The organism is Streptomyces sp. NPDC006739, assembly GCF_042869815.1.
GTDB lineage: Bacteria > Actinomycetota > Actinomycetes > Streptomycetales > Streptomycetaceae > Streptomyces.
In genome coordinates this window covers 222849-244872 of record NZ_JBIAGM010000009.1, presented here as the reverse complement: position 1 = coordinate 244872, position 22024 = coordinate 222849, and the positions used below count along the sequence as shown (strand labels likewise).

21 protein-coding genes are annotated in these 22024 nt (G+C 72.9%); 7 read left to right on the top strand and 14 right to left on the bottom strand.

From position 1 onward, the window contains the following. Positions 1-10: 10 nt before the first annotated feature. From ACFYMM_RS20370 to ACFYMM_RS20355, 4 genes are all read right to left on the bottom strand, one after another. The gene (locus ACFYMM_RS20370; protein ID WP_388388388.1) at positions 11-928 is read right to left on the bottom strand and encodes a GNAT family N-acetyltransferase; all 918 of its coding nucleotides are present in this window, start codon (positions 926-928) and stop codon (positions 11-13) included. Positions 929-999: 71 nt separating this feature from the next. Beyond that, positions 1000-1641, bottom strand: coding sequence for a GNAT family N-acetyltransferase (locus ACFYMM_RS20365; RefSeq protein WP_388388386.1), 642 nt, complete (start codon positions 1639-1641; stop codon positions 1000-1002). Between the two features lie 8 nt (positions 1642-1649). Next, a complete protein-coding gene (locus ACFYMM_RS20360) occupies positions 1650-2060 on the bottom strand; it encodes a Zn-ribbon domain-containing OB-fold protein (protein WP_388388384.1) in 411 nt (136 codons plus the stop codon). Further along, positions 2060-2509 carry a DoxX family membrane protein gene (locus tag ACFYMM_RS20355; protein ID WP_388388382.1) on the bottom strand — a complete coding sequence of 150 codons (450 nt, stop codon included), beginning with the start codon at positions 2507-2509 and terminating at the stop codon, positions 2060-2062. The genes ACFYMM_RS20360 and ACFYMM_RS20355 overlap by 1 nt, the downstream gene beginning before the upstream one ends. A gap of 258 nt (positions 2510-2767) precedes the next feature. On the opposite strand from ACFYMM_RS20355, the gene ACFYMM_RS20350 reads away from it, so the two are divergent. The 4 genes from ACFYMM_RS20350 to ACFYMM_RS20335 all read left to right on the top strand — a co-directional run bounded on the left by ACFYMM_RS20350 (position 2768) and on the right by ACFYMM_RS20335 (position 7841). After that, positions 2768-3961, top strand: coding sequence for a flavin-containing monooxygenase (locus ACFYMM_RS20350; protein ID WP_388388380.1), 1194 nt, complete (start codon positions 2768-2770; stop codon positions 3959-3961). Positions 3962-4101: 140 nt separating this feature from the next. Next, on the top strand, positions 4102-6330 hold the full coding sequence (locus tag ACFYMM_RS20345) for an acetate--CoA ligase family protein (RefSeq protein ID WP_388388378.1): 2229 nt from the start codon (positions 4102-4104) through the stop codon (positions 6328-6330). Further along, positions 6327-7184: an enoyl-CoA hydratase/isomerase family protein gene (locus tag ACFYMM_RS20340; RefSeq protein WP_388388376.1), complete on the top strand. Its 858-nt coding sequence runs from the start codon at positions 6327-6329 to the stop codon at positions 7182-7184. Before ACFYMM_RS20345 ends, ACFYMM_RS20340 begins: the two co-directional genes overlap by 4 nt. 42 nt (positions 7185-7226) lie before the next feature. Beyond that, entirely contained in the window at positions 7227-7841 is a 615-nt protein-coding gene (locus tag ACFYMM_RS20335) for a flavin reductase family protein (protein WP_388388548.1), read from the top strand. 15 nt (positions 7842-7856) lie between these two features. Here ACFYMM_RS20335 and ACFYMM_RS20330 read toward each other — a convergent pair whose 3' ends face one another. Further along, positions 7857-9161: an MFS transporter gene (locus ACFYMM_RS20330; RefSeq protein WP_388388546.1), complete on the bottom strand. Its 1305-nt coding sequence runs from the start codon at positions 9159-9161 to the stop codon at positions 7857-7859. A gap of 80 nt (positions 9162-9241) precedes the next feature. Here ACFYMM_RS20330 and ACFYMM_RS20325 point away from each other — a divergent pair, with 80 nt between their 5' ends. After that, a complete protein-coding gene (locus ACFYMM_RS20325; RefSeq protein WP_388388374.1) occupies positions 9242-10237 on the top strand; it encodes a GlxA family transcriptional regulator in 996 nt (331 codons plus the stop codon). Between the two features lie 18 nt (positions 10238-10255). On the opposite strand, the gene ACFYMM_RS20320 is transcribed toward ACFYMM_RS20325, so the two are convergent. The 3 genes from ACFYMM_RS20320 to ACFYMM_RS20310 all read right to left on the bottom strand — a co-directional run bounded on the left by ACFYMM_RS20320 (position 10256) and on the right by ACFYMM_RS20310 (position 13621). Beyond that, positions 10256-11305, bottom strand: a complete 1050-nt coding sequence (locus ACFYMM_RS20320; RefSeq protein WP_388388372.1) for a Zn-dependent alcohol dehydrogenase — start codon at positions 11303-11305, stop codon at positions 10256-10258. Continuing rightward, complete coding sequence (locus ACFYMM_RS20315; RefSeq protein WP_388388370.1) at positions 11305-12453, bottom strand: acyl-CoA dehydrogenase family protein; 1149 nt, start codon at positions 12451-12453, stop codon at positions 11305-11307. The genes ACFYMM_RS20320 and ACFYMM_RS20315 overlap by 1 nt, the downstream gene beginning before the upstream one ends. A 256-nt stretch (positions 12454-12709) precedes the next feature. Beyond that, complete coding sequence (locus ACFYMM_RS20310) at positions 12710-13621, bottom strand: SDR family NAD(P)-dependent oxidoreductase (protein WP_388388368.1); 912 nt, start codon at positions 13619-13621, stop codon at positions 12710-12712. A gap of 86 nt (positions 13622-13707) precedes the next feature. Here ACFYMM_RS20310 and ACFYMM_RS20305 point away from each other — a divergent pair, with 86 nt between their 5' ends. Continuing rightward, entirely contained in the window at positions 13708-14643 is a 936-nt protein-coding gene (locus tag ACFYMM_RS20305; RefSeq protein ID WP_388388366.1) for a cyclase family protein, read from the top strand. 274 nt (positions 14644-14917) lie between these two features. Here the strand turns inward: ACFYMM_RS20305 and ACFYMM_RS20300 are convergent, their stop codons facing one another. The 4 genes from ACFYMM_RS20300 to ACFYMM_RS20285 form a co-directional block, all read right to left on the bottom strand. Continuing rightward, positions 14918-15382, bottom strand: a complete 465-nt coding sequence (locus ACFYMM_RS20300; protein WP_388388544.1) for an ATP-binding protein — start codon at positions 15380-15382, stop codon at positions 14918-14920. Between the two features lie 554 nt (positions 15383-15936). Further along, entirely contained in the window at positions 15937-16818 is an 882-nt protein-coding gene (locus ACFYMM_RS20295; RefSeq protein WP_388388364.1) for an acyl-CoA dehydrogenase family protein, read from the bottom strand. 1 nt (position 16819) lies between these two features. Beyond that, the gene (locus ACFYMM_RS20290; protein ID WP_388388362.1) at positions 16820-17953 is read right to left on the bottom strand and encodes an acyl-CoA dehydrogenase family protein; all 1134 of its coding nucleotides are present in this window, start codon (positions 17951-17953) and stop codon (positions 16820-16822) included. Next, on the bottom strand, positions 17953-19149 hold the full coding sequence (locus tag ACFYMM_RS20285) for an amidohydrolase family protein (protein WP_388388359.1): 1197 nt from the start codon (positions 19147-19149) through the stop codon (positions 17953-17955). The genes ACFYMM_RS20290 and ACFYMM_RS20285 overlap by 1 nt, the downstream gene beginning before the upstream one ends. 99 nt (positions 19150-19248) lie before the next feature. Here ACFYMM_RS20285 and ACFYMM_RS20280 point away from each other — a divergent pair, with 99 nt between their 5' ends. Further along, on the top strand, positions 19249-20778 hold the full coding sequence (locus ACFYMM_RS20280) for a class I adenylate-forming enzyme family protein (protein ID WP_388388357.1): 1530 nt from the start codon (positions 19249-19251) through the stop codon (positions 20776-20778). Here ACFYMM_RS20280 and ACFYMM_RS20275 read toward each other — a convergent pair. Beyond that, complete coding sequence (locus tag ACFYMM_RS20275) at positions 20757-21269, bottom strand: EF-hand domain-containing protein (RefSeq protein WP_388388355.1); 513 nt, start codon at positions 21267-21269, stop codon at positions 20757-20759. The two genes, ACFYMM_RS20280 and ACFYMM_RS20275, sit on opposite strands and share 22 nt — an antisense overlap. Positions 21270-21371: 102 nt before the next feature. Then, on the bottom strand, positions 21372-21752 hold the full coding sequence (locus ACFYMM_RS20270; protein WP_388388353.1) for an STAS domain-containing protein: 381 nt from the start codon (positions 21750-21752) through the stop codon (positions 21372-21374). Between the last annotated feature and the right edge of the window lie 272 nt (positions 21753-22024).

Genomic DNA, 22024 nt, shown 5'->3' with positions numbered 1-22024 from the left:
ACGTCCTCCGTCAGGACGTCCCGTCGGCGGTGTCCGTTCCGAAGCCGTACATGTCGAAGTCGGCCACGGGCCGGTATCCGATCCGCTGGTAGAGGCCGTTGCTCGTCGGGTTCGCGAGGTCGGTGAAGAGGAGCACCTCCGCAGCCCCCGCCCGCAGCGCCGCCCGGCTCACGGCGACCGTGACCGCGCCCGCGTAGCCACGGCCGCGCAGGTGGGCCGGGGTGTACACCGGGCCCACCCGGACGCCGTGCCCGGCGCGGGGTGGTGCGGTGAGGCCGGCCATGGCGACGGGGGTGCCGGCCGGTGTCTCCCAGAGGGTGATGCCGCCGTAGTCGATGCGGGCGTCGGCCCAGGCGCCCGCGTCCTGGACGCCCGTCCGGCCCACCGCCTCCGCGAACTCCCCGTGCCAGCTCATCAGCAGTTCCCGGTCCGGTGCTCCGGCGACCCTCGCCCGCCCCTCGGGGACCGGTTCCGGCGCGGTCAGCTCGCCGAGGCGGTAGAGGCGTTCGTGTTCGCGGAGGAGTCCCGGCACTCCGGTCCGGCGCTGCCAGGCCTCGGCGAACGCCGCCGCCGCGGCCCGCTCCCCGAAGACGCCGGGGACCTCGTGGCCGGCGGCGAGCAGGCGGGCCGCCAGCGCGTCGGCGTCCTCGGCGGCCAGGGCCGTGACGTGCGGCGGGTGCGGGGGCGTGTGGATCAGCGCGGCCCGTACGGTGCCCGCCCGGTCATCCGCTTCCCCTTCCACGCCCCCTTCCAGCCATCCGAAGAGCGGCGCCCGGTCGCCGTACGCCCGGGGTCCGCGTCTGCGCAGGGTGTCCGTCACCGTCAGGGGGATGGTGTGCAGGGCGGGGGCCGAACGCAGGAAGTCACCCGCGCGGGACAGGAAGCCGTCGAGGTCCTCGGTGAGTTGCCAGTGGGCTGCGGGGCTCATGCCCCATGGTCCCGTCAACGGCCGGACCACGCCTTCGAATTACGGCACCTTCGCATTACGGCGGTTTCGAATCACGGCGTCCGGGGGAGCGGTGAGCGCAGGTCCGGTTCGGGGTCCGTCGCTATCCGCGCGTGCAGATGGACGTCCCGGAACGCGTCCTTTCGCCCCGCCTCGAACATCGCGCCCCGCAGCGTCCCCTCGTAGGCGAACCCGCACCTGCGCGCGATCCGGCAGGACCCCTCGTGACCGAGGGCGTGCCCCAACTCCAGTCGGTGCAGCGCCAGTTCCGCGAAGGCCCAGCGGGAGGCGAGCGCGAGTGCGCGGGTGGCGACGGCGCGTCCCCGCGCTTCCGGCAGGACCCAGTAGCCGACCCGCGCGACCCGGAGGACCCGGTCGATCGCGTTGACGCCGACATGCCCGAGGATCGCCCCGGTCTCCGCGTCCGTGACGCAGAACGGCGCGCAACCGCCGGAGTCGGCGCCGGCCGCCTGCTCGCGCAGGGACTCCCGGGCGCCCGCCAGGTCGGTGACCTGCTTCATCGGCGTGTTCCAGCGCCGGAACTCCGGGTCCGAGCGTCCGCGCAGCCAGGCGGCCACGTCCGCCTCGCGCTCCCCGTCCCAGCGGCGCAGCCGCAGACCCTGACCGACCGGCTCGAGGCGGGGGCGGTCACCGGAGAGATCACCGGCACGGGGCTGCTGAGGTGTCGAGGCCATGCGTCCATTCAAGCCGACGGCCCCGGCGGTGCCGCGCGGAACACCGCCACCCCGTCCCGGAACACCACCTCCACCGCCATCCCGGCCCGCAGCTCCCCCGCCGCGCCGCCGACCACCTCGGTCATCATCCGCGGTCCCTCCGCCAGATCGACCACGGCGGCGACGTACGGGGTCCGCTCCCCGAAGGGCGGCAGGTCGTTGCGGTGGACGACGGACCAGGTGTAGAGCGTGGCCCGGCCGCTCGCCTGCTCCCAGCGCACGTCCTCGCTCCAGCAGTGCGGGCAGAACTCGCGCGGGTAGTGGTGCGCCCGGCCGCAGGCCGCGCAGCGGCGGATCAGCAGCCGTCCCTCGGCGGCCGCGTCCCAGTAGGCGCGCGTGAAGGCGTCGACGTCGGGGAGGTCGTACCGGGCGCCGTCCATCAGAACAGGCCCAGCGCGCTGTCCAGCGACCAGGCCTGCCACGCCATGCCGAAGAAGGCGACCAGGGAGATCAGCGCCATCATCGAGTTCTGACCCTGCTCCGCCCAGTCGTGGATCATGAGGACGAAGTAGAGGGCGTTGAGGACCAGGCCGCCGAGCAGGGCCACCGGGGTCAGGAAGCCGAGGACCAGGCCGAGTCCCAGGGCGAGTTCGGCGTAGGCCACGACGTACGCCATCAGCTTCGGCCTCGGTTTCACCACGGTCTCGAAGCCGTTGCGCACCACCGCCCAGCGATGCCTGCCCGCGATGTCCGCCGCCCACGCGATGCCGCTGCCGCGCTCGAACCAGGCCTTCTTGTCCTTGTGCCGCCAGCTCTCCAGCCACCACAGGCCGAGACCTATCCGCAGCACCGCCAGCCACTCCGGGCCGTCGAGCCAGATCGTCCGCATGTATCTGACGGTACGTCAGATCGGGCGGCTTGCCGAGGGGTCCGTCGGCGGTTTCGCCGTAGCTGCGGCGCGAGGGCGCGCACCGGCGCCGGGCCGCGCGTCCCCGGCCGCGGTGATCACGAATGTGGTCGGTTCCCGCACAACCCGGCCGTCCACCACACGCGCCCCACCCACTCCGCCCACACCCGTGATCAATCCGCAACCAATTCCGGTCTTGACTGAGACCCATCAACCCGGTGCGTGATTACGCTCGCGCTCATGGCCGACTCCCCCCAGCCCGCGAACGACTCCGCGCACGTCTCCGCGACAGCGACCCCCGCCGAGCGACCCGTCTACGTCATCGGCGCCGGCCCCGGCGGTCTCGCCGTCGCGTACGCGCTGCGCGCCCGGGGCCTGCGCGCGGTCGTCCTGGAGAAGTCCGGCCAGGTCGGCGCGTCCTGGCGGCGCCACTACGACCGGCTGCACCTGCACACCACCCGCCGGCTCTCCGCCCTGCCGGGGCTGCCGATGCCGCGCCGGTTCGGGCGGTGGGTGTCCCGGGACAACGTGGTGCGCTACCTGGAGAAGTACGCCGAGCACCACGCGCTGGAGATCGTCACCGGTGTGGAGGTGTTCCGCATCGAGCGGTCGGCCGACGGCGCCGGCTGGCTGCTGCACGCCTCCGGCGGCCGGGAGCTGACCGGCAGCGCCGTGGTCGTCGCCACCGGCCACAACCACACCCCGCGGGTGCCGGACTGGCCGGGCCTCGACGGGTACGCCGGGGAGTTCCGGCACGCCGCGGAGTACCGCGACGCCCAGCCCTACGCCGGGCGGGACGTCCTCGTCGTGGGTGTCGGCAACACCGGTGCCGAGATCGCCGTGGACCTGGTGGAGGGCGGCGCCGCGCGGGTACGGCTGTCCGTGCGCACCGCCCCGCACATCGTGCGCCGCTCCACCGCCGGCTGGGCCTCCCAGTACACGGGCGTGCTGGTACGGCGGCTGCCGGTCGGGCTCGTCGACCGGCTGGCCCGGCCGCTGGCCCGGATCAGCGTGCCGGACCTGTCGGCGCACGGCCTGCCCCGGCCGGACACCGGGCTGTACAGCAGGGTGGGCGCGGGGGCGATCCCGGTCCAGGACGTCGGGCTGATCGACGCCGTGCGGAAGGGGAAGGTGGAGGTGGTGGCCGCGGTCGAGGGGTTCGAGGACGGCAAGGTGCTGCTCGCCGACGGCACCCGCCTCTCGCCCGACGCCGTCGTGGCCGCCACCGGATACCTCCGGGCGCTGGAGGGGCTGGTCGGGCACCTCGACGTGCTGGACGGGCGGGGCAGACCGGTCGTGCACGGCCCGCGCAGCCCGAAGAACGCCCCCGGCCTGTACTTCACCGGCTTCACCAACCCGATCAGCGGCATGTTCCGGGAGCTGGCGATCGACGCCGTGAGGATCGCCAAGGCGGTGGCCCGCCGGGCGTCCTGAACCACCGCGCCTCGCGCGACACCGATTCGCCGGTCAACTTTGCCGGTCCGACCAGTTCCTGACGTTGCGTCAGTTCAGTAATCTGACACTGCGTCAGTTGAATGTGCTGGTTGTGCTGTCACACAGGGACGGGCGGACCGATGCTTGGATCAACCCACGGCACCCTCACCACCGACTCCCGCCGGGCCCGGGTCATCGCCTGCGGTGAGCAGCGTCCCGGTCCAGCCGTTCACGGCCGGGCGGCGGACGTGGACGACCTCGACGTCAGCGGGCGTCCGCTGTACGCGGACGTACCCGATCTGGACCGGTTCTTCCGGCCCGAGTCCGTCGCCGTGATCGGCGCCTCGGACACCGAGGGGCGCCCGAACACCGGGATCACCCGCCAGCTGCTCGACTGGGCGCAGCGGGTGGGGGCGCGGGTGCATCCGGTGCATCCCACCCGTGCGGCGGTCTTCGGCCTCCCCTGCGTCGCCTCCGTCGCCGATCTGCCCGGGCAGGTAGACCTCGCCGTCCTGCTGGTCGCCGACCCGCTGCCGGTGATCGAGGAACTCGCCGAGGCCAAGGTGCGGTTCGCGGTCGCCTTCGCCTCCGGGTTCGCCGAGACCGGCGAGGAGGGCGCCCGCGCGCAGGCCCGGCTCGCGGCGGCCGTACGGCGCTCCGGGCTGCGGCTGCTGGGTCCGAACACCAACCTCAACGCCTTCGAGCGGTTCCGGGACGACCTGGACGGCCCGGCGATCGCGCTGATCACCCAGTCCGGACACCAGGGCCGGCCGGTCTTCGCCCTCCAGGAGCTGGGCATCCGGCTCTCCCACTGGGCGCCCACCGGCAACGAGGCCGACCTGGAGAGCGCCGACTTCATCTCCTACTTCGCCGAGCGGCCCGAGGTCGGCGCCATCGCCGCCTACGTCGAGGGCCTCAAGGACGGCCGCGCCTTTCTGCTGGCCGCCGACCGCGCGGCCCGCCGCGGGGTGCCGGTGGTGGCCGTGAAGGTGGGCCGCACCGAGGCCGGCGCCCGCACCGCCGCCTCGCACACCGGCAAGCTGACCGGCGCCGACGACGTGGTGGACGCGGCGATGCGGCAGTACGGGGTGATCCGCGTCGACGGACTCGACGAACTCCAGGACACCGCGGCGCTGCTGGCCCGCGCCCGGGCGCCGCGCGCCGAAGGGGTCGTCGTCTACTCCATCTCGGGCGGCACCGGGGCGCACGTCGCCGATCTGGCCGCCGGGGCGGGCCTCAGGCTGCCCACGCTGTCCGAGGCCAGGCAGGCCGAGCTGCACCAGTGGATACCCGAGTACCTGAGCGTGGCCAACCCGGTGGACAACGGCGGCCACCCGGTCGGCGACCACCGCGGCCGGAAGATCATCGACGCGATCCTCGCCGACCCCGAGGTGGGCGTGCTGGTCTGCCCCGTCACCGGGCCCTTCCCGCCCCTGAGCGACAGGCTGGTCAAGGACCTGGTGGAGGCGGCGGAGGCGAGCGACAAGCTGGTGTGCGTGGTGTGGGGGTCGCCGGTCGGCACCGAGCCGGCGTACCGCGAGGTGCTGCTCGGCTCCTCCCGCGTGGCCACCTTCCGGACCGTCGGCAACTGCCTCACCGCCGTCCGCGCCTACCTCGACCACCACCGCTTCGTCCGCTCCTACCGCTCCCCCTTCGACGAGGCCCCGCGCACCCCCTCCCCCTCCTTCCGCAAGGCCCGCATGCTGATGCGGCCCGGACAGCAGCTGAGCGAGCACGCGGCCAAGCAGCTGCTGCGCGCGTACGGCATCCGGGTGCCGCGCGAGCAGCTGGTGACCAGCGCGGCGGCGGCGGTGCGGGCGGCGGGGCAGGTCGGCTACCCGGTGGTGATGAAGGCGTCCGGCGCGCAGATCGCCCACAAGACCGAGCTGGGCCTGGTGAAGATCGGCCTGACCTCGGCGAGCCAGGTCCGCGACGCCTACCGGGAACTGACCGACATCGCCCGCTACGAGGGCGTCGGCCTGGACGGCGTCCTGGTCTGCCAGATGGTGGAGCGGGGCGTGGAGATGGTGGTCGGGGTCACCCACGACGACCTCTTCGGGCCGACGGTGACGGTCGGCCTCGGCGGGGTCCTCGTCGAGGTGCTGCACGACAGCGCCGTACGTGTGCCGCCGTTCGGTGAGGAGCAGGCCCGGGACATGCTCGCCGAACTGCGCGGGCGGGCGCTGCTGGACGGGGTGCGGGGGCGGCCCCCGGCCGATCTGGACGCCCTCGTCGAGGTCGTCCTGCGTGTGCAGCGGATGGCGCTGGAACTCGGCGACGACCTCGCCGAGCTGGACATCAACCCGCTGATGGTGCTGCCCCAGGGGCAGGGCGCGGTGGCGCTGGACGCGCTGGCGGTGTGCCGGTGACGGAGATCGGGCAGGAGAAGGAGACCGGGCAGGGCGAGGAGACCGGGCAGGGCGAGGAGACCGGGCGGGGCGAGGACGTCAGGCACGAGGTCCGGGAGCAGGTCTCGTACCTCACCCTCGACCGGCCCGAGTCCCTGAACGCGCTCACGCCGGCGTCGCGGGACCGGCTGATCGGGCTGCTGGAGCAGGCCTCCGCCGATCCCGGCGTACGGGCCGTGGTGCTCACCGGTACGGGCCGCGGCTTCTGCGCCGGGGCGGACCTGCGCGGGGCCTCCGCGGCCTCCGAGCCGCTCCCCGGTGACGTCGCCCGCACCCTGCGCCTGGGCGCCCAGCGGCTCGTCTCCGCCGTCCTGGACTGCGAGAAGCCGGTGATCGCGGCGGTGAACGGCACGGCGGCCGGCCTCGGCGCGCACCTGGCGTTCGCCTGCGATCTGGTACTGGCCGCCGGCTCGGCCCGTTTCATCGAGGTGTTCGTACGGCGCGGGCTGGTACCGGACGGCGGCGGCGCGTACCTCCTGCCCCGGCTGATCGGTCCGCAGCGCGCGAAGGAGCTGATGTTCTTCGGGGACGCGCTCTCGGCACCGGACGCGGAGCGGCTCGGCCTCGTCAACCGCGTCGTGCCGGACGCGGACCTGGACAGGACGGCCCGCGAGTGGGCGGCCCGCCTGGCCACCGGCCCGACCCGGGCCCTGGCCCTGGCCAAGCAGCTGGTGAACGCCTCCCTCGACGCCGACCGGGCCTCGGCCTTCGCGGCGGAGGCGGCGGCGCAGGAGATCAACATGACGACGACGGACGCGCGGGAGGGGGTGCGCGGCTTCAAGGAGCGCCGAACCCCCGAATACAGGGGCCGATGACCCTTCCCATCTGACGCGCCGTCAGCTTCACTGGGGAGCGTGATGGGACACGCAGGGGCGGCGGCCGCCGCCGTCCGTTACCTCGGGGCGGCACCGGGCCCCGGGCCCGTTGAGGCGCATCCGCGCCCGGAGTTGCGGTGCGTCCGGGAGGACGAGCGGGCACCGCTGGACCAGGCGGAGTTCCGGCGCGTGCTGGGGAACTTCGCGTCCGGGGTGACCGTGATCACGGCGCCCCCCGCCGAAGGCTCGGCGTCCCCCGCCGGTTTCGCCTGCCAGTCGTTCTCCTCCCTCTCCCTCGACCCGCCCCTGGTCTGCTTCCTGGTGGGCCGTACGTCGACGACCTGGCCGCGCATCGCCCGGGCCGGCGTCTTCTGCGTCAACGTCCTCGGCGCCGGGCAGGGCGAGCTGTGCCGGTCCTTCGCGGTGAGCGGGGCGGACAAGTTCGCGGGGGTGTCGTACGACGCGGCCCCCGTCTCCGGCGCGCCCCGGCTGGCCGGCACCGTGGCCTGGATCGACTGCGCGGTCCACGCGGTGCACACCGGCGGGGACCACCTCATCGTCGTGGGGCGGGTGGACGCGCTGGGGACGGCCGAGGGCGCCCCCGGGAGCCCGCTGCTGTTCCACCGGGGCCGGTTCGCCGGCCTCGGGGACGGCTGACACCCGAGCGCCCCCTCAGGCCGTCGCCGGCACGGTGACTCCCGCCGGCCGGGTGCGGCGGATCACCAGGGCCATCAGGGCCGCCGCCGCGCACAGCGCCCCGGAGGCGTACCAGACGACGTCGTACGACCCGAAGACGTCCCGCGCCACGCCGCCGAGGTAGGCGACGAGGGCCGCGCCGACCTGGTGGGAGGCGAGGACCCAGCCGAAGACGATGGCGCTGTCGTCGCCGTACCGCTCACGGCACAGGGCGAGCGTGGGCGGGACGGTGGCGACCCAGTCGAGGCCGTAGAAGACGATGAAGAAGACCATCGGCGGGTGCACGGACGGTGCCAGCAGCATGGGCAGGAAGAGCAGGGACATGCCCCGCAGCGCGTAGTACACCGCCAGCAGCCGGCGCGGTTCGAAGCGGTCCGTGAACCAGCCGGAGGCGATCGTGCCGACGACGTCGAACACGCCGACGACCGCGAGCAGCGAGGCCGCCGCCGTGACCGGCATGCCGTGGTCGTGGGCGGCCGGTACGAAGTGGGTCTGGACGAGGCCGTTGGTGGTGGCGCCGCAGATCGCGAAGGTGCCGGCCAGCAGCCAGAAGGGTCCGGTGCGGACCGCCGACAGCAGGACCGTCACGGCACGCCGGGCGGCGCCCCGGGCGGCAGGCGGCTTCGGTACGAAGTCGGTCGCGCCGTACGGCTTCAGTCCCACGTCCGCCGGGTGGTCGCGCAGCAGCAGCCAGACGAAGGGGACGACGGCCAGCGCCGCGAGCGCCACCGTCACCGCCGCCGGGCGCCAGTCGTAGCGGGTGATCATCCAGGACAGCAGCGGCAGGAAGACCAGCTGGCCGGAGGCGGAGGCGGCGGTGAGGATGCCGCTGACCAGGCCTCGGCGCTCGGTGAACCAGCGGTTGGTGACCGTGGCGGCGAAGGCCAGCGCCATCGAGCCGGAGCCGAGGCCGACCAGCAGTCCCCAGCAGAGCATGAGCTGCCAGGGTGCCGTCATCCACACGGTGAGGCCCGAGCCGACCGCGATCACGGTGAGCGCCACGGCGACCACCCGGCGGATGCCGAAGCGGTCCATCAGCGCGGCGGCGAACGGCGCGGTGAGGCCGTAGAGCGCGAGGTTGACGGAGACGGCCGCGCCGATCGTGCCGCGCGACCAGCCGAATTCATGGTTCAACGGGTCGATGAGCAGACCGGGCAGGGAACGGAAGGCGGCGGCGCCGATGATCGTGACGAAGGTGACGACGGCGACGAACCAGGCTCGGTGGACGCGGGGGCCGTCGGTGGGCTTCGCCCCGCGTACCGGCGCTTCGGCTTCTCTCATCTGGGTCACGTCCTAGAGCCTGCGGTGTCCGGCCCCGGCCATCGAGTGGCCTGAAGGACAGCGTTCGCTAGGATCGGGCCATGACCGCTCGCCCCGGCTTCCGTCCGCACCGCGTCGTCGTGCTCGCCCTGGACGGCCTGCTCCCCTTCGAACTGGGCATCCCGCACCGGATCTTCGGGCGCCCCAAGGACGGCGCGGGACGGCATCTGTACGAGGTGGTGACCTGCTCGGCGCGCCCGCCGGGACCGGTGGAGACCGACGCCGACTTCGCCGTGCAGATCGCGCACGGTCCCGAGGCCCTGGCCACGGCCGACACGGTGGTGGTCCCGGCGTCCTACGAACTCGGCCCCGTCTTCGAGGAGGGCCGGCTGACGGACGAGCTGGCCGCCGCCCTCGCGCACATCCGCCCCGGCACCCGGCTCGCCTCCATCTGCACCGGCGTGTACGTCCTCGCCGCCGCCGGATACCTCGACGGCCGCCCCGCGACCACGCACTGGGCCGAGGCCGAGCACTTCCAGCGCCTGTTCCCGAGGATCAGGGTGGACGCGGACGTGCTGTTCATCGACGACGGCGACGTGCTGACCTCGGCCGGGGTGGCCGCCGGGATCGACCTGTGCCTGCACATGGTGCGCCGCGACCACGGCACGGCCGTCGCCAACGAGGTGGCCCGCCGCACGGTCGTACCGCCGCATCGCGACGGCGGCCAGGCCCAGTACGTCGACCGCCCGGTGCCGGACCCGCAGCTGGCCACCACGACCGCCGCCCGCGCCTGGGCCCTGGGCCGGCTGCACGAGCCGATCCAGCTGCGGGACATGGCCGAACAGGAGGCCATGTCGGTGCGTACGTTCACCCGCCGCTTCCGCGAGGAGGCGGGGGTGAGCCCCGGCCAGTGGCTGACCCGGCAGCGCGTCGAACGCGCCCGCCACCTGCTGGAGTCCACCGACCTGTCGATCGACCAGGTGGCCCGGGACGCCGGCTTCGGGACGGCCCAGTCGATGCGCCAGCACCTGCAGCAGGCGCTCGGGGTCACGCCCACCGCCTACCGGCGCACCTTCCGTGCGGGAGCGACGCCGTGAACGCCCGGTAGAGGAGGGTCAGAAGGTGAGGACCCCTCGGGCCACCCGGCCCGCCTCCGCGTCGGCGCGCGCCTTCTCGAAGTCCTCCACCGGGTAGGTCGCGGTCACCAACTCGTCCAGCATCAGGCGTCCTTGGCGGTACAGCTCGGCGTACAGGGCGATGTCCCGCTGGGGGCGCGAGGAGCCGTACCGGCAGCCGAGGATCGCCTTGTCCAGGTACATGGAGGACACCGGGAAGGACGCCTCCGCCCCGGCCGGCGGCACCCCGAGCAGGATCGCCTGCCCGTGCCGGTCGAGGAGGTCGATCGCCTGCCGGATCAGCTCGACGCGGCCCACGCACTCGAAGGCGTGGTCCACCCCGGTCGGCAGCAGGTCCCGTACGCCCTCCGTGGAGGTGAGGAAGTCCGTCGCGCCGAACTGCCGGGCCACCTCCTCCTTCGCCGGGTTCGCGTCCACGGCCACGATCCGCAGCGCGCCCGCGAGCCGCGCGCCCTGCAGGACGTTCAGCCCGATCCCGCCCGTGCCGATGACCAGCACCCGCTCGCCCCGGTCGACCCGCGCCCGGTTCAGCACGGCCCCGACCCCGGTCAGCACCCCGCAGCCGATCAGCGCGGCGGAGGTCAGCGGGATGTCCTTCGGGATCCGCACCGCCTGTACGGCCTTGACGACCGTGCGGTCGGCGAAGGCGGAGTTGGCGGCGAACTGGTGGACCGGCGAGGCGCCCCGGGTGAAGGGCTTGCCCGGCCGCCCGATCGCCTGTCGGCACATGGTCGGCCGGCCCCGGTCGCAGTCCGCGCAGGTCCCGCAGTTGGCCAGGGTGGACAGGGCCACATGGTCCCCGGGCGCGACGTGCGAGACGCCCGCGCCGACCGCCTCCACCACCCCGGCACCCTCGTGGCCGAGCACCACGGGCACCGGGAAGGGGATGGTCCCGTCCACCACGGACAGGTCGCTGTGGCACAGCCCGGCCGCCGAGATCGACACCAGCACCTCACCCGGCCCCGGATCCCGTACCGCGAGGTCGTCCACGACCTCGACCCGCTTCCCGTCGAACACCACACCGCGCATCAGACGACCCCCTTGGGCTCCCTCGGCAGGCCGAGCACGCGCTCGGCGATGATCGTGCGCTGGACCTGGTCCGAGCCGCCGTAGATGGTGTCGGCCCGGGAGAAGAGGAACAGGTGCTGGGCGGCGTCCAGTTCGTACGGCCGTCCGGGCGACCAGTCCGCCGGGCCGACGGCCGCGGCGGCGCCCCGCACCCGCACGGCCAGTTCCCCGAGCCGCTGGTGCCAGCCCGCCCACAGCAGCTTGGCGACGCTGGGCGCGCCCGCGTCGCCCGAACCGCCGAGGGTGCGCAGGGCGTTCCAGCGCATGGTGCGCAACTCGGCCCACTGGCGCACCAGCCCGTCACGCACGACCGGGTCCCGGACCGCCCCGGTCTCCACGGCGGTCCGCACGACCCGCCGCAGTTCCTCGGCGAAGCCGATCTGCTGGGCCAGGGTGGAGACCCCCCGCTCGAAGCCGAGCAGGCTCATCGCCACCTGCCAGCCGCGCCCCTCCCCGCCGACGACATGCTCGACGTGCGCGCGCGCCCCGTCGAAGAAGACCTCGTTGAAGTCGCTGGTGCCGGTCAGCTGCCGGATGGGACGCACCTCGATGTGGCCCGGCTGGTCCATGGGGACGAGCAGGAAGCTCAGCCCGTGGTGCCGGCGGGAGCCGGGAGCGGTCCGGGCGAGCACGAAGCACCAGTCGGCCTCGTGCGCGAGGGAGGTCCAGATCTTCTGGCCGCTGACCCGGTAGTACGACCCCTCGCGGACGGCGCCGGTACGCACCCCGGCCAGATCCGAGCCGGCCCCCGGCTCGCTGTACCCCTGGCACCACAGTTCCTCACCGGCGGCGACCGGCGGCAGGAAGCGGGCCTTCTGGTCGTCGCTGCCGTGCGCGATGAGGGTGGGTGCGAGGAGGTTCTCCCCGATGTGCCCGGAACGGGCGGGGGCGACCGACCGGGCGTATTCCTCGGCCCAGACGACCTGCTGGGTGAGGGTCGCCGTGCGGTTCCCGTAACCCGCCTCCGGCCAGCCGAGCCCGATCCAGCCGGCCGCGCCCAGGGTTCGCTCCCAGGTGCGTCGATCGGTGGCGGCGTCGGCACGCGCGTCGAGCCATGCCCGGGCCTCGGCCCGGAACTCCTCGTCTTCCTCGGTGAACCCGAACTCCACAGGAGTCTCCTTCTGACACCGCTCAGGTCGATCCGTCCACCCCACGAGCCCCTGGGGCGTGTTACGAAAGTCCCGTCCGGCTCGCGACGCCTGGCACGGCACTCCCCCAGCCTTCGGCCGGGGGTACCCCCACGCCGCGTTGCCGGGATCGCCCGAGTAGGCCCAGTACGCGGGCGACCCTCCGCCTTGCGATGCACCGCACCAGACGCCGCGCCCTCCGGGCGGACGACGCTACGTTCGAAGCACGCCCTGGCCGTCAGGCGTTCGGCCGACGGCCGTCCTGCGCCGCCCGTTCCATCCGCTCCAGCTGGGCCAGCATCGGCATCGGATCCACGCCCACGGTCCCGGGCAGGAAGTCCGCGATCGTCTCCGGAGTCCAGCCGCCGGAGGCGTAGGCGGCACGCAGTTCCCTGGGCTGCGCCCACACCGCGAGCTTCGGCCCGGCGATCGTGTAGACCTGCCCGGTGATGCCCTGCTCCCGGGCCCGCTCGGAGAGGAGGTAGACCACCAGGGCGGCCACGTCCTCCGGCTCCCCGATCTCCGCCAGTTCCATGGGCACGCCCGCCGACATCCGGGTGCGTGCGACCGGCGCCACCGCGTTGGCGGTCACCCCGTACTTGTGCAGCCCGAGGGCGGCGCTGCGGACGAGCGAGATGATCCCGCCCTTGGCGGCGCTGTAGTTGGCCTGCGAGACCGATCCCTGGTGATTGCCGCTGGTGAAGCCGATCAGCGTGCCCGTCCGCCGCTGCCGCATCACCGCCGAGGCCGCCCGGAACACCGTGAACGTGCCCTTGAGGTGGGTGGCGAGGACCGGGTCCCACTCGTCCTCGGACATGTTGAACAGCATCCGCTCGCGCAGGATCCCGGCCACGCACACGACGCCGTCGAGCCGCCCGTACGCCTCCAGCGCGGTCTCCACGACCCGCCGGCCGCCCGCCATGGTGGAGATGTCGTCGGCGACCGCGACGGCCTGACCGCCCGCCGCCTCGATCTCCTTGACGACGCCCTCGGCGATCTCGCTCGTCGGGGACGCGCCGTCGACCGAGACCCCGTAGTCGTTGACGACGACCCGGGCACCCTCGGCCGCCGCCGCGAGGGCCACGGCCCGGCCGATACCGCGCCCGGCACCCGTCACGGCGACGGCCTTGCCTGCCAAGAAGTTCCCCACGCCCGGCCCCTTCCCGGAGTTTCTGACGGACCGTTAGATTTTATGGCGCGTCGGATGCGCGGACACAAGCCCCGGGGAGGCGCCGAATGCCATTGCCCTCGCTCCATCCCGAGTTCCTCGACCTCGCCGAGCGGGTGAACAACTGGGGCCGCTGGGGGGCCGACGACGAGATCGGCACCCTGAACCTGATCACCGACGAGGTGGCCAGGGAGGCCGCGGCCACCGTCCGTACCGGCCGCCGGGTCCCTCTCGCCCTGCCGCTGAAGGAGGACGGCGTGCAGACCGGGATGATCCCCGGCCGGGTCAACCCGCTGCACGCGATGGTGCAGATCAACCAGGAGCTGTTCGGTCCGGGCACGGTGGCGTGCAGCGACGACGCGGTGACCATGGGGCTGCAGGCGGGCACCCACTGGGACGCGCTCACCCACGTCTCGCACTCGGGGAAGCTGTACAACGGCCGCCCCGCCGGCACCGTCACCGCGCACGCCGGTGCCGAGTTCGGCGGGATCGACAAGGCGCGGCACATCGTCTCGCGCGGGGTGCTCCTGGACGTGGCACGCGCGCGTGGCGTGCACCGGCTGGCGGGCGGGTACGCGGTGACGCCGGAGGACCTGGAGGCGGCCGAGGAGTTCGGCGGCGTCCGGGTCCGGGCCGGTGACATCGTGCTCGTCCGCACCGGGCAGGTGCAGGTGTACCTGGCCGGGGACAAGCACGGGTACGGCTATCCGTCGCCGGGCCTGTCGGTGCGCTGCCCCGAGTGGTTCCGCGCGCGCGATGTGGCGGCGGTGGCGAACGACACGCTCACCTTCGAGATCTTTCCGCCGGAGATCGAGGACCTCTGGCTGCCCGTGCACGCCCTGGACCTGGTGGAGATGGGAATGCTCCAGGGCCAGAACTGGAATCTCGAGGAGTTGTCCACAGCCTGTGGAGAAGAGCGGCGGTACGCGTTCTGGCTCTCCGCGACACCCGAGCCGTTCGTCGGGGCGACCGGCGCTCCGGTGGCGCCGGTGGCCGTGCTGTGAGGGGAGACGGCCCCGCTGTGAGGGGAGATCCGGTCGGCGGCGCGCGGCGGCCCGCCCCGAGCACGGTTCCGCACGCCGCCGTCCGGTCCGACCCACACTCGACGAGGGCCCTCGTCACCCTGAGCCCTCGTCGTCCCCTCGCGGCGAATCGCTGCCTTCAAGCGTGATCAAACGGTCACAAGCCGTCAACACCCATGCGGGGATTTAGCACTTACGCACCATTTGCCATGGGAGCGCACGGAGGCACCCCCGGCGCACCGCGGGCACGGAGGTGCTACACCGCCTCGAAGGCCAGACCCTCGTACGCGGACAGACCGCCTCCGTACGCCACCGCCGCGCTCTCGCGGGGCCGTCCGCACCGGTCGAGTTCGCACCAGATGCGCTTGCCGGCACCCTCGCGGGTCCAGCCCCAGCGGTCGGCGAGTCCGTCGACGAGCGCCAGGCCCCGGCCGCCGGTCGCGTCGTCGTCGGCGCACCTCGGCACCGGCGCGCGCGTGCTGGTGTCGGCCACCTCCAGGCGGACGGTGGCCGACTCGACCGCCGCACCGGGCAGGGAGAGGCGCAGCACGGCCGGGCAGCCGGTGTGCACCACGGCGTTGGTGACCAGCTCGGAGACGAGCAGGATCAGGGTCTCGGCCAACGACTCGTCGGCCGCTATCCCGGACCCGGCGAGCCGCGAGCGCGCCCACCTTCTGGCCCGCCCCACCTCCGCGGGGTCGGGCCGGATCTCCAGCTGCACTTGAAGCACCTGCACCGCTCACACCATCCGAACCGGCGGACACATGACCCCACGCCACACGCACGCCGCGAGGAGACCCGCGACGGGCAACATGGCGAGGGCCACGATCGTAGCCATTTCCTGCATGGCCAGAACAACGGCCACAGCAAGGGTCACGGAACGTGATTCCCTTACGAGACAGCATGGTTGACGTACAGTCACCCCAACAAGCGCTTCGGGCATATTCCAGCGCGAAGGAGTACGCGTGCGGCATACTGTGCGACGCTCGCTGCGGGGAGTCGAACAGGCGGGGGCACAAGCCCTTACCGCCCTGCGAGCAGCGGCGCGCACCGCCGGATGCGGAGCTGCCCCTGGGGCACCACCGGCATGGCTCTGGCTCGGAACCACTCGCATCCCACACAAGGTACCGGAGGGGCCGCCCAACTCCGGGCCGTGACGAGTCATGCCGAGGACACAACCCGATATCGACGCTGAGTAATTCCGGCATGCCACGATCCGCGACACCCCCGCCGCCCCGATCGCCGATTGCGCAGACCAGGGCGCCGACCGGCCGTTCAGGCGAGCAGATCGGCGGCGAGCAGCTCCTCACGCTCCGTAGCGGCACCGCCACGCTGGGCTCGCACCCACGTTCGCTTCAGATGCAGATGCACCTCTGCCTCCCAGGTGAAGCCCATCCCGCCGTGCACCTGGAGGCAGTCGCGGGCGCCGCGCACGGCGGCCTCGTCGGCGAGCAGCCGGGCCGCCGCGATGTCCACCGCGTCGGCGGTCACGGCCGCCGCGTAGACCGCGGCCCGCGCCGCCTCCGTCCGTACCAGCATCTGAGCGCACAGGTGCTTGACCGCCTGGAAGGCCCCGATCGGCTGCCCGAACTGCTCGCGGGTCCGGGCGTGTTGCACCGCCAGTTCGCAGGTGCGTGCGGCCGTGCCCAGTTGTTCGGCGGCCGTCAGGAGCACGGCGACGGGATCGGCACCCGCTCCCGTTCCCGCCCCGGCCGCCGGTGCCCGGTGCAGCGGCGTCAGCGGGTCCACCGACCGCAGCGGCAGGGCCCCGGAGGCGTCCCCGACGACGACGTCCGCCTCCATGAGCCACTCCACGAGTCCGCCGCCGTCGACGCCGGTCACGACCGTCTCCCCGGTGGCCGCGCCGGGCACGGTCGCCGCCGCGAGATGCGTGGCCGCCAGCGGTCCGGGCAGCAGCGCCCGGCCGGCCTCCTCGAAGGCCAACACCGTCTCCGGCAGCCCGAGTCCGACCCCGCCGTCCGCCTCGGGCAGCCGCAGCGCGAAGAACCCCGCCTCCCCCAGTTCCCGCCACAGCGCCCGGTCGAGACCGGGCGCGGCCACGGCTGCCCGCAGCGCCCCGCCGTCGAAACGGCGCGCCAGCAGCCCCCGGACGCCGTCGCGCAACGCGAGCTGGTCCTCGGTCGGTTGGAAACGCACGTCACCGCCCCTTCGGGAGGCCGAGGATCCGCTCGGCCACGATGTTCCGCTGGATCTGCGAGGTGCCGGCGGCGATGGTGTACGACAGCGACGACAGCCGGTCGGACATCCACGGACGGCCGAGGTCCAGGGAGTCGGGGCCGAGGACGTCGGCCGCCGCGTCGTACAGCTCCTGACGCGCGTGCGAATACCTCAGTTTGAAAACCGAACCCCCTACGCCGGGCACCCCTCCGGCCGTCTCCGCCGCGCTCACGTTCCACTGCGTCAGCCGCCACAGCGCGCGGAACTCGGCGTTCAGACGGCCGAGGCGCCGGCGCACCTCCGGCTCGTCCCAGCGGCCGTTGTCCCGGGCCGTGCGGGCGACCTCGCCGAGCACCCGGCGGCAGGCGACGACCTCTCCGACGAAGGCGGTGCCGCGCTCGAAGGACAGCGTCACCATGGTCACGCGCCAGCCGTCGTTCTCCGCCCCGACCCGGTTCGCGACCGGCACCCGCACCTCGTCCAGGAACACCTCGGCGAACTCGGCCGATCCGGCGAGGGTCCGCAGCGGCCGTACGGTCACCCCCGGGGCGTCCATCGGCAGGGCGAGCCAGCTGATGCCCCGGTGTTTCGGCGCCGAGGAGTCGGTGCGGACCAACAGCTCGCACCAGTCGGCGACTTCGGCATGCGAGGTCCAGATCTTGGACCCGCTCACCACATAGTGGTCGCCGTCCCGCCACGCGCGCGTGCGCAGCGCCGCGAGGTCCGAGCCGGCGTCCGGCTCGCTGAACCCCTGGCACCAGACCTCCTCCCCGCGCAGGATCGGCGGCAGCCAGCGCGCCCGCTGTCCCTCCGTCCCCTCGGCGGCGACGGTCGGCCCGGCGTGCAGCAGCCCGACGAAGTTCGCGCCCACATAGGGGGCGCCCGCCTTCTCGGTCTCCTCCAGGAAGATCAGCCGGACGGTCGGGGAGGCGTCCCAGTGGACGTCGGCGTACCCGGCGTCGTAGAGCATCCGCTGCCAGCCGAGGTCGTACGCCCGGCGCGCGGGCCAGTCGTCCGGCGACGGCTTCGGCGGCAGTGTCGGCAGCACCTCGGCCAGCCACTCGCGCAGCCGGGCCCGGAACTCCTCCTCCTCCGGTGTGCAGGAGAGGTCCATCAGCGGTCGAGGTCCAGGCCGAGCATGCGGATCGCGTTGCCGCGCATCAGCTTGTGGACCGTCTCGTCGTCGAGGCCCTTCACATGGTCGAGGGCGACCTCCTTGGTGTGCGGGAAGGTCGAGTCGACGTGCGGGTAGTCGGTCTCGAAGGTGGCGTTGTCCCGGCCCACGGCGTCCAGCGAGGCGACCCCGTGCTTGTCGCGGAAGAAGCAGCAGAAGATCTGCCGGTAGTAGTACGTCGACGGCGGCTCGGGGACCAGGTCCCTGACCCCGCCCCAGGCGCGGTGCTCCGCCCACACGTCGTCGGCGCGCTCCAGGGCGTACGGCACCCAGCCCATCTGCCCCTCGGAGTAGGCCAGTTTGAGGGTCGGGAACTTCACCAGGACCCCGCTGAAGAGGAAGTCCATCATCGAGGCCATGGCGTTGTTGAAGCTCAGCGAGGCCTGTACGGCGGGAGGCGCGTCGGGCGAGGCGGCCGGCATCTGGGACGACGACCCGATGTGCATGTTGACGACCGTCCCGGTCTCCTGGCAGACGGCGAAGAAGGGGTCCCAGTAGCCGGAGTGGATCGAGGGCAGGCCGAGGTGGGTGGGGATCTCGGAGAAGGTCACCGCGCGGACCCCGCGCGCGGCGTTGCGCCGGATCTCCGCGACCGCAAGTCCGACGTCCCACAGCGGGATCAGGCACAGCGGGATCAGCCGGCCGCCGCTGTCGCCGCACCACTCCTCCACCATCCAGTCGTTGTAGGCGCGCACACAGGCCAGCGCGACCTCCTTGTCATGCGCCTCGGCGAAGGTCTGACCGCAAAAGCGCGGGAAGGAGGGGAAGCACAGGGACGCCTCGACGTGGTTGAGGTCCATGTCCTCCAGGCGCGCCTTGGGGTCCCAGCACCCCCGGCGCATCTGCTCCCGGGTGATCCCCTCCAGGGTCATCTCGTCGCGGTCGAAGCCGACGGCGGCGATGTTGCGCTTGTACGGGAACTTCAGGTCCTCGTAGATCCACCAGTCCGTCGGCGGGCCGTCCGGGTCCATCGTGATCCGGTACTTGCCGCCGATGTAGGCGAGTTCGCCGATGCCCGCGGTGAGGGCCTGGGGGCCGCGGTCGCGGTACTTCTCGGGCAGCCAGGTGTCGAAGAGGTGCGCGGGCTCGATCACGTGGTCGTCGACGCTGATGATGCGGGGCAGTTCGGTCGCCATGGTCCCCTCCGCCGGACGGCGTTCATCTGACAGGCTCAATCTGATGGATCGTCAGATAGCATGTTACCTGACGAGTCGTCAGCCAAGCAGGGGGCACCCGTGAACGAGACCGCGCACTCCCTGAGCCGCTCCCGCACCCTGTGGGACCTGGTCGCCCGCCGCGCCGACCTCACCCCCGACCGCCCCGTCCTCCTCCAGGACGACCGCTCCCTGAGCTTCGGCGCCCTGCGCGCGCGTGCCGAGCGGGTGGCGGCCGGCCTGTACGACATGGGCGTACGGCCCGGCACGGTCGTCGCCTGGCAGCTGCCCACCCGGATCGAGACCGCCCTGCTCTCCTTCGCGCTGGCCCGGCTGGGCGCCGTACAGTCCCCGGTCATCCCCTTCTACCGGGACCGTGAGGTCGGTTTCGCGCTGCGGGAGTCGAAGGCGGAGTTCTTCGCGGTGCCCGGGACCTGGCGGGGCTTCGACCACACCCGGATGGCCCGGCGGCTCCACGCGAAGGGGATCTTCGAGGCGTACGACGACCTGCCCGACGGCGACCCCGCGGTGCTCCCCGCCCCGCCCGCCGAGGGCACCTCGGTGCGCTGGATCTACTGGACCTCGGGCACCACCTCCGACCCCAAGGGCGTCCTGCACACGGACCGTTCCCTGATCGCGGGCGGCTCCTGCCTCGCCCACGCCCTGAAGCTCACCGAGGACGACGTGGGCTCGATGGCCTTCCCGTACGCGCACATAGCCGGGCCCGACTACACGGTGATGCTGCTGCTCTACGGCTTCCCCGCGGTGATGTTCGAGCAGTTCGCGCTGCCGGACGCGCTGGCGGGGTACCGCGCGCACGGTGTGACGGTGGCCGGCGGGTCCACGGCGTTCTACGCGATGTTCCTGGCCGAGCAGCGCAGACAGCCGGGGGTCCCGGTCATCCCCTCGCTCCGGCTGCTGGCGGGCGGCGGGGCGCCGAAGCCGCCGGAGGTCTACCACGCCGTCGTGCGCGAGATGGGCGTGCAGCTCACCCACGGGTACGGCATGACCGAGGTGCCGATGATCACCATGGGGTGTCCGGACGACACGGCCGAGAACCTGGCGACCACCGAGGGACGGCCGCCCGAGGGCATGGAGATACGGATCGTGGACGGGGAGGTGCGGCTGCGCGGGGAGGCCGTCTGCCAGGGCTATCTCGACCCGGCGCAGACGGCGGCGGCCTTCGACGCGGAGGGGTTCCTGCGCACCGGGGACCTCGGGCGGCTGACCGGTTCGGGGCATCTGGTGCTCACCGGGCGGCTCAAGGACGTGATCATCCGCAAGGGCGAGAACATCTCGGCGAAGGAGATCGAGGACCTGCTCGCCGCCCACCCGGCCGTCGGGGACGTGGCGGTGATCGGCCTGCCGGACGCGGCGCGCGGGGAACTGGTGTGCGCGGTGGTGGAACGGCCGCCGGACGGCGGGGAGTTGACCCTGGAGGCGATGACCTCGTACCTGCGCGGACAGGGGCTGTCCGTGCACAAGCTGCCGGAACGGCTGGAAGTCGTGGACGCGCTGCCGCGCAACGACACCCTGCGCAAGGTCCTCAAGTACCGACTGCGCGAACGCTACTCGGGGACACCCGGGGACTACTCGGGGACGGTGAAGTAGCGGGCCAGCGCCGGGACGATCTCCGCCTCGCCGATCCGGTCGTCGCCGTCGGTGTCGAGCGCGGCGGCGGCCGTGCGGGCGACCTCCTCGGGCACGTGGAACACCCTGAGCACGCGCGCGGTGTCGGCCACCGTCGCCCGCCCGTCCGCGTCGGCGTCCGCCACGGCCAGCGCCGCGTGCAGGAAGGGCCGGGCGATCTCCGCGAACCGTTCCGGGTTGTCCCGCAGCCGCTTGACCGCGCCGTTGACGAACTCCTCACGGGTGATGCGCTGGTCGCCGTCCCGGTCCGCCATCCCCGCCATGCCCTGCCAGAACGCCTCCGCTCCGGCGTACAGGGCCTGCCCCTTGTCGGAGCGGGCGGGAACGCCGAACTCGGCGAGCACCGCCTTGGCCGCCGCGCTGAAGTCCTCGCGGTCGATGCAACCGCTGCCGTCCTGGTCGAAGCTGGCGAACCGGGCCGCGATCCTGCGTTCGTACTCGCTGCTGACCATGTCTTCTCGGACCGCCTTCCGTGACGTCGGAATCCTCCGGAAAGGAGCGTACGACGCGGGTGGCCGCCGAGTGGCGCGGGAAACGGCACCCGTGCCGAGGAGTCAGGCCGACAGCGGGGGCGACTCCTCGGACACGGCGGAGGCGAGGTCGTCGTGTATGTCGAACAGCCGTCGTACGCCGAGGGCGCCGAGCACCCGGTTGACGTGCGAACCGTCCTGCGCGCCCTGCTGCGGGAGGATCAGCCGCAGACTGCCCTGACAGGAGCGGATCAGCCGGCGCGCGGCGATCAGGACGCCGACGCCGCTGGAGTCGCAGAAGAAGACGTCGGACAGGTCCAGGACCAGACCGTGATGCCCCTCGGCCACCACGTCGTGCACCCGCTGGCGCAGCACCGGGGAGGTCACGAGATCGAGTTCCCCGGACACGCTGAGCACGGCCCACTGGCCCTCTTCGACGCCGGTCACCTTGAATGCCACGGCCATGCCCTCCGCTCGCCGGATCTCCCGGAACCACCCGAGCCCCGCTGGAAGCGGAAGCAGTTCCTACGCTTCTTTCCGCGCGGCTGCCCAGCGGCGGTTCCCTGAAACACGGGGCGACAAACGACGGCCGATCGACAAAGGGCTTGTTTCAGTCACTCCCGATCCTGTTCGATCAGACCGTGACGTGACATCGGCGCAGGGCAGGGAGGCGAGACACCGGGACAGGCCCCCTACCACCTGCGGCCCGCCAGGGGGCGCACATTGCCACAAAGGGG

Excerpts from the sequence above, each read along its gene's own strand:
- ACFYMM_RS20370 (WP_388388388.1), bottom strand. The coding sequence starts at position 928 with ATGAGCCCCGCAGCCCACTGGCAACTCACCGAGGACCTCGACGGCTTC.
- ACFYMM_RS20325 (WP_388388374.1), top strand. The coding sequence starts at position 9,242 with ATGACCGCTCGCCCCGGCTTCCGTCCGCACCGCGTCGTCGTGCTCGCC.
- ACFYMM_RS20335 (WP_388388548.1), top strand. The coding sequence starts at position 7,227 with ATGGGACACGCAGGGGCGGCGGCCGCCGCCGTCCGTTACCTCGGGGCG.
- ACFYMM_RS20365 (WP_388388386.1), bottom strand. The coding sequence starts at position 1,641 with ATGGCCTCGACACCTCAGCAGCCCCGTGCCGGTGATCTCTCCGGTGAC.
- ACFYMM_RS20360 (WP_388388384.1), bottom strand. The coding sequence starts at position 2,060 with ATGGACGGCGCCCGGTACGACCTCCCCGACGTCGACGCCTTCACGCGC.
- ACFYMM_RS20320 (WP_388388372.1), bottom strand. The coding sequence starts at position 11,305 with ATGCGCGGTGTGGTGTTCGACGGGAAGCGGGTCGAGGTCGTGGACGAC.
- ACFYMM_RS20305 (WP_388388366.1), top strand. The coding sequence starts at position 13,708 with ATGCCATTGCCCTCGCTCCATCCCGAGTTCCTCGACCTCGCCGAGCGG.
- ACFYMM_RS20275 (WP_388388355.1), bottom strand. The coding sequence starts at position 21,269 with ATGGTCAGCAGCGAGTACGAACGCAGGATCGCGGCCCGGTTCGCCAGC.
- ACFYMM_RS20330 (WP_388388546.1), bottom strand. The coding sequence starts at position 9,161 with ATGAGAGAAGCCGAAGCGCCGGTACGCGGGGCGAAGCCCACCGACGGC.
- ACFYMM_RS20345 (WP_388388378.1), top strand. The coding sequence starts at position 4,102 with ATGCTTGGATCAACCCACGGCACCCTCACCACCGACTCCCGCCGGGCC.
- ACFYMM_RS20290 (WP_388388362.1), bottom strand. The coding sequence starts at position 17,953 with ATGGACCTCTCCTGCACACCGGAGGAGGAGGAGTTCCGGGCCCGGCTG.
- ACFYMM_RS20285 (WP_388388359.1), bottom strand. The coding sequence starts at position 19,149 with ATGGCGACCGAACTGCCCCGCATCATCAGCGTCGACGACCACGTGATC.
- ACFYMM_RS20270 (WP_388388353.1), bottom strand. The coding sequence starts at position 21,752 with ATGGCCGTGGCATTCAAGGTGACCGGCGTCGAAGAGGGCCAGTGGGCC.
- ACFYMM_RS20350 (WP_388388380.1), top strand. The coding sequence starts at position 2,768 with ATGGCCGACTCCCCCCAGCCCGCGAACGACTCCGCGCACGTCTCCGCG.
- ACFYMM_RS20355 (WP_388388382.1), bottom strand. The coding sequence starts at position 2,509 with ATGCGGACGATCTGGCTCGACGGCCCGGAGTGGCTGGCGGTGCTGCGG.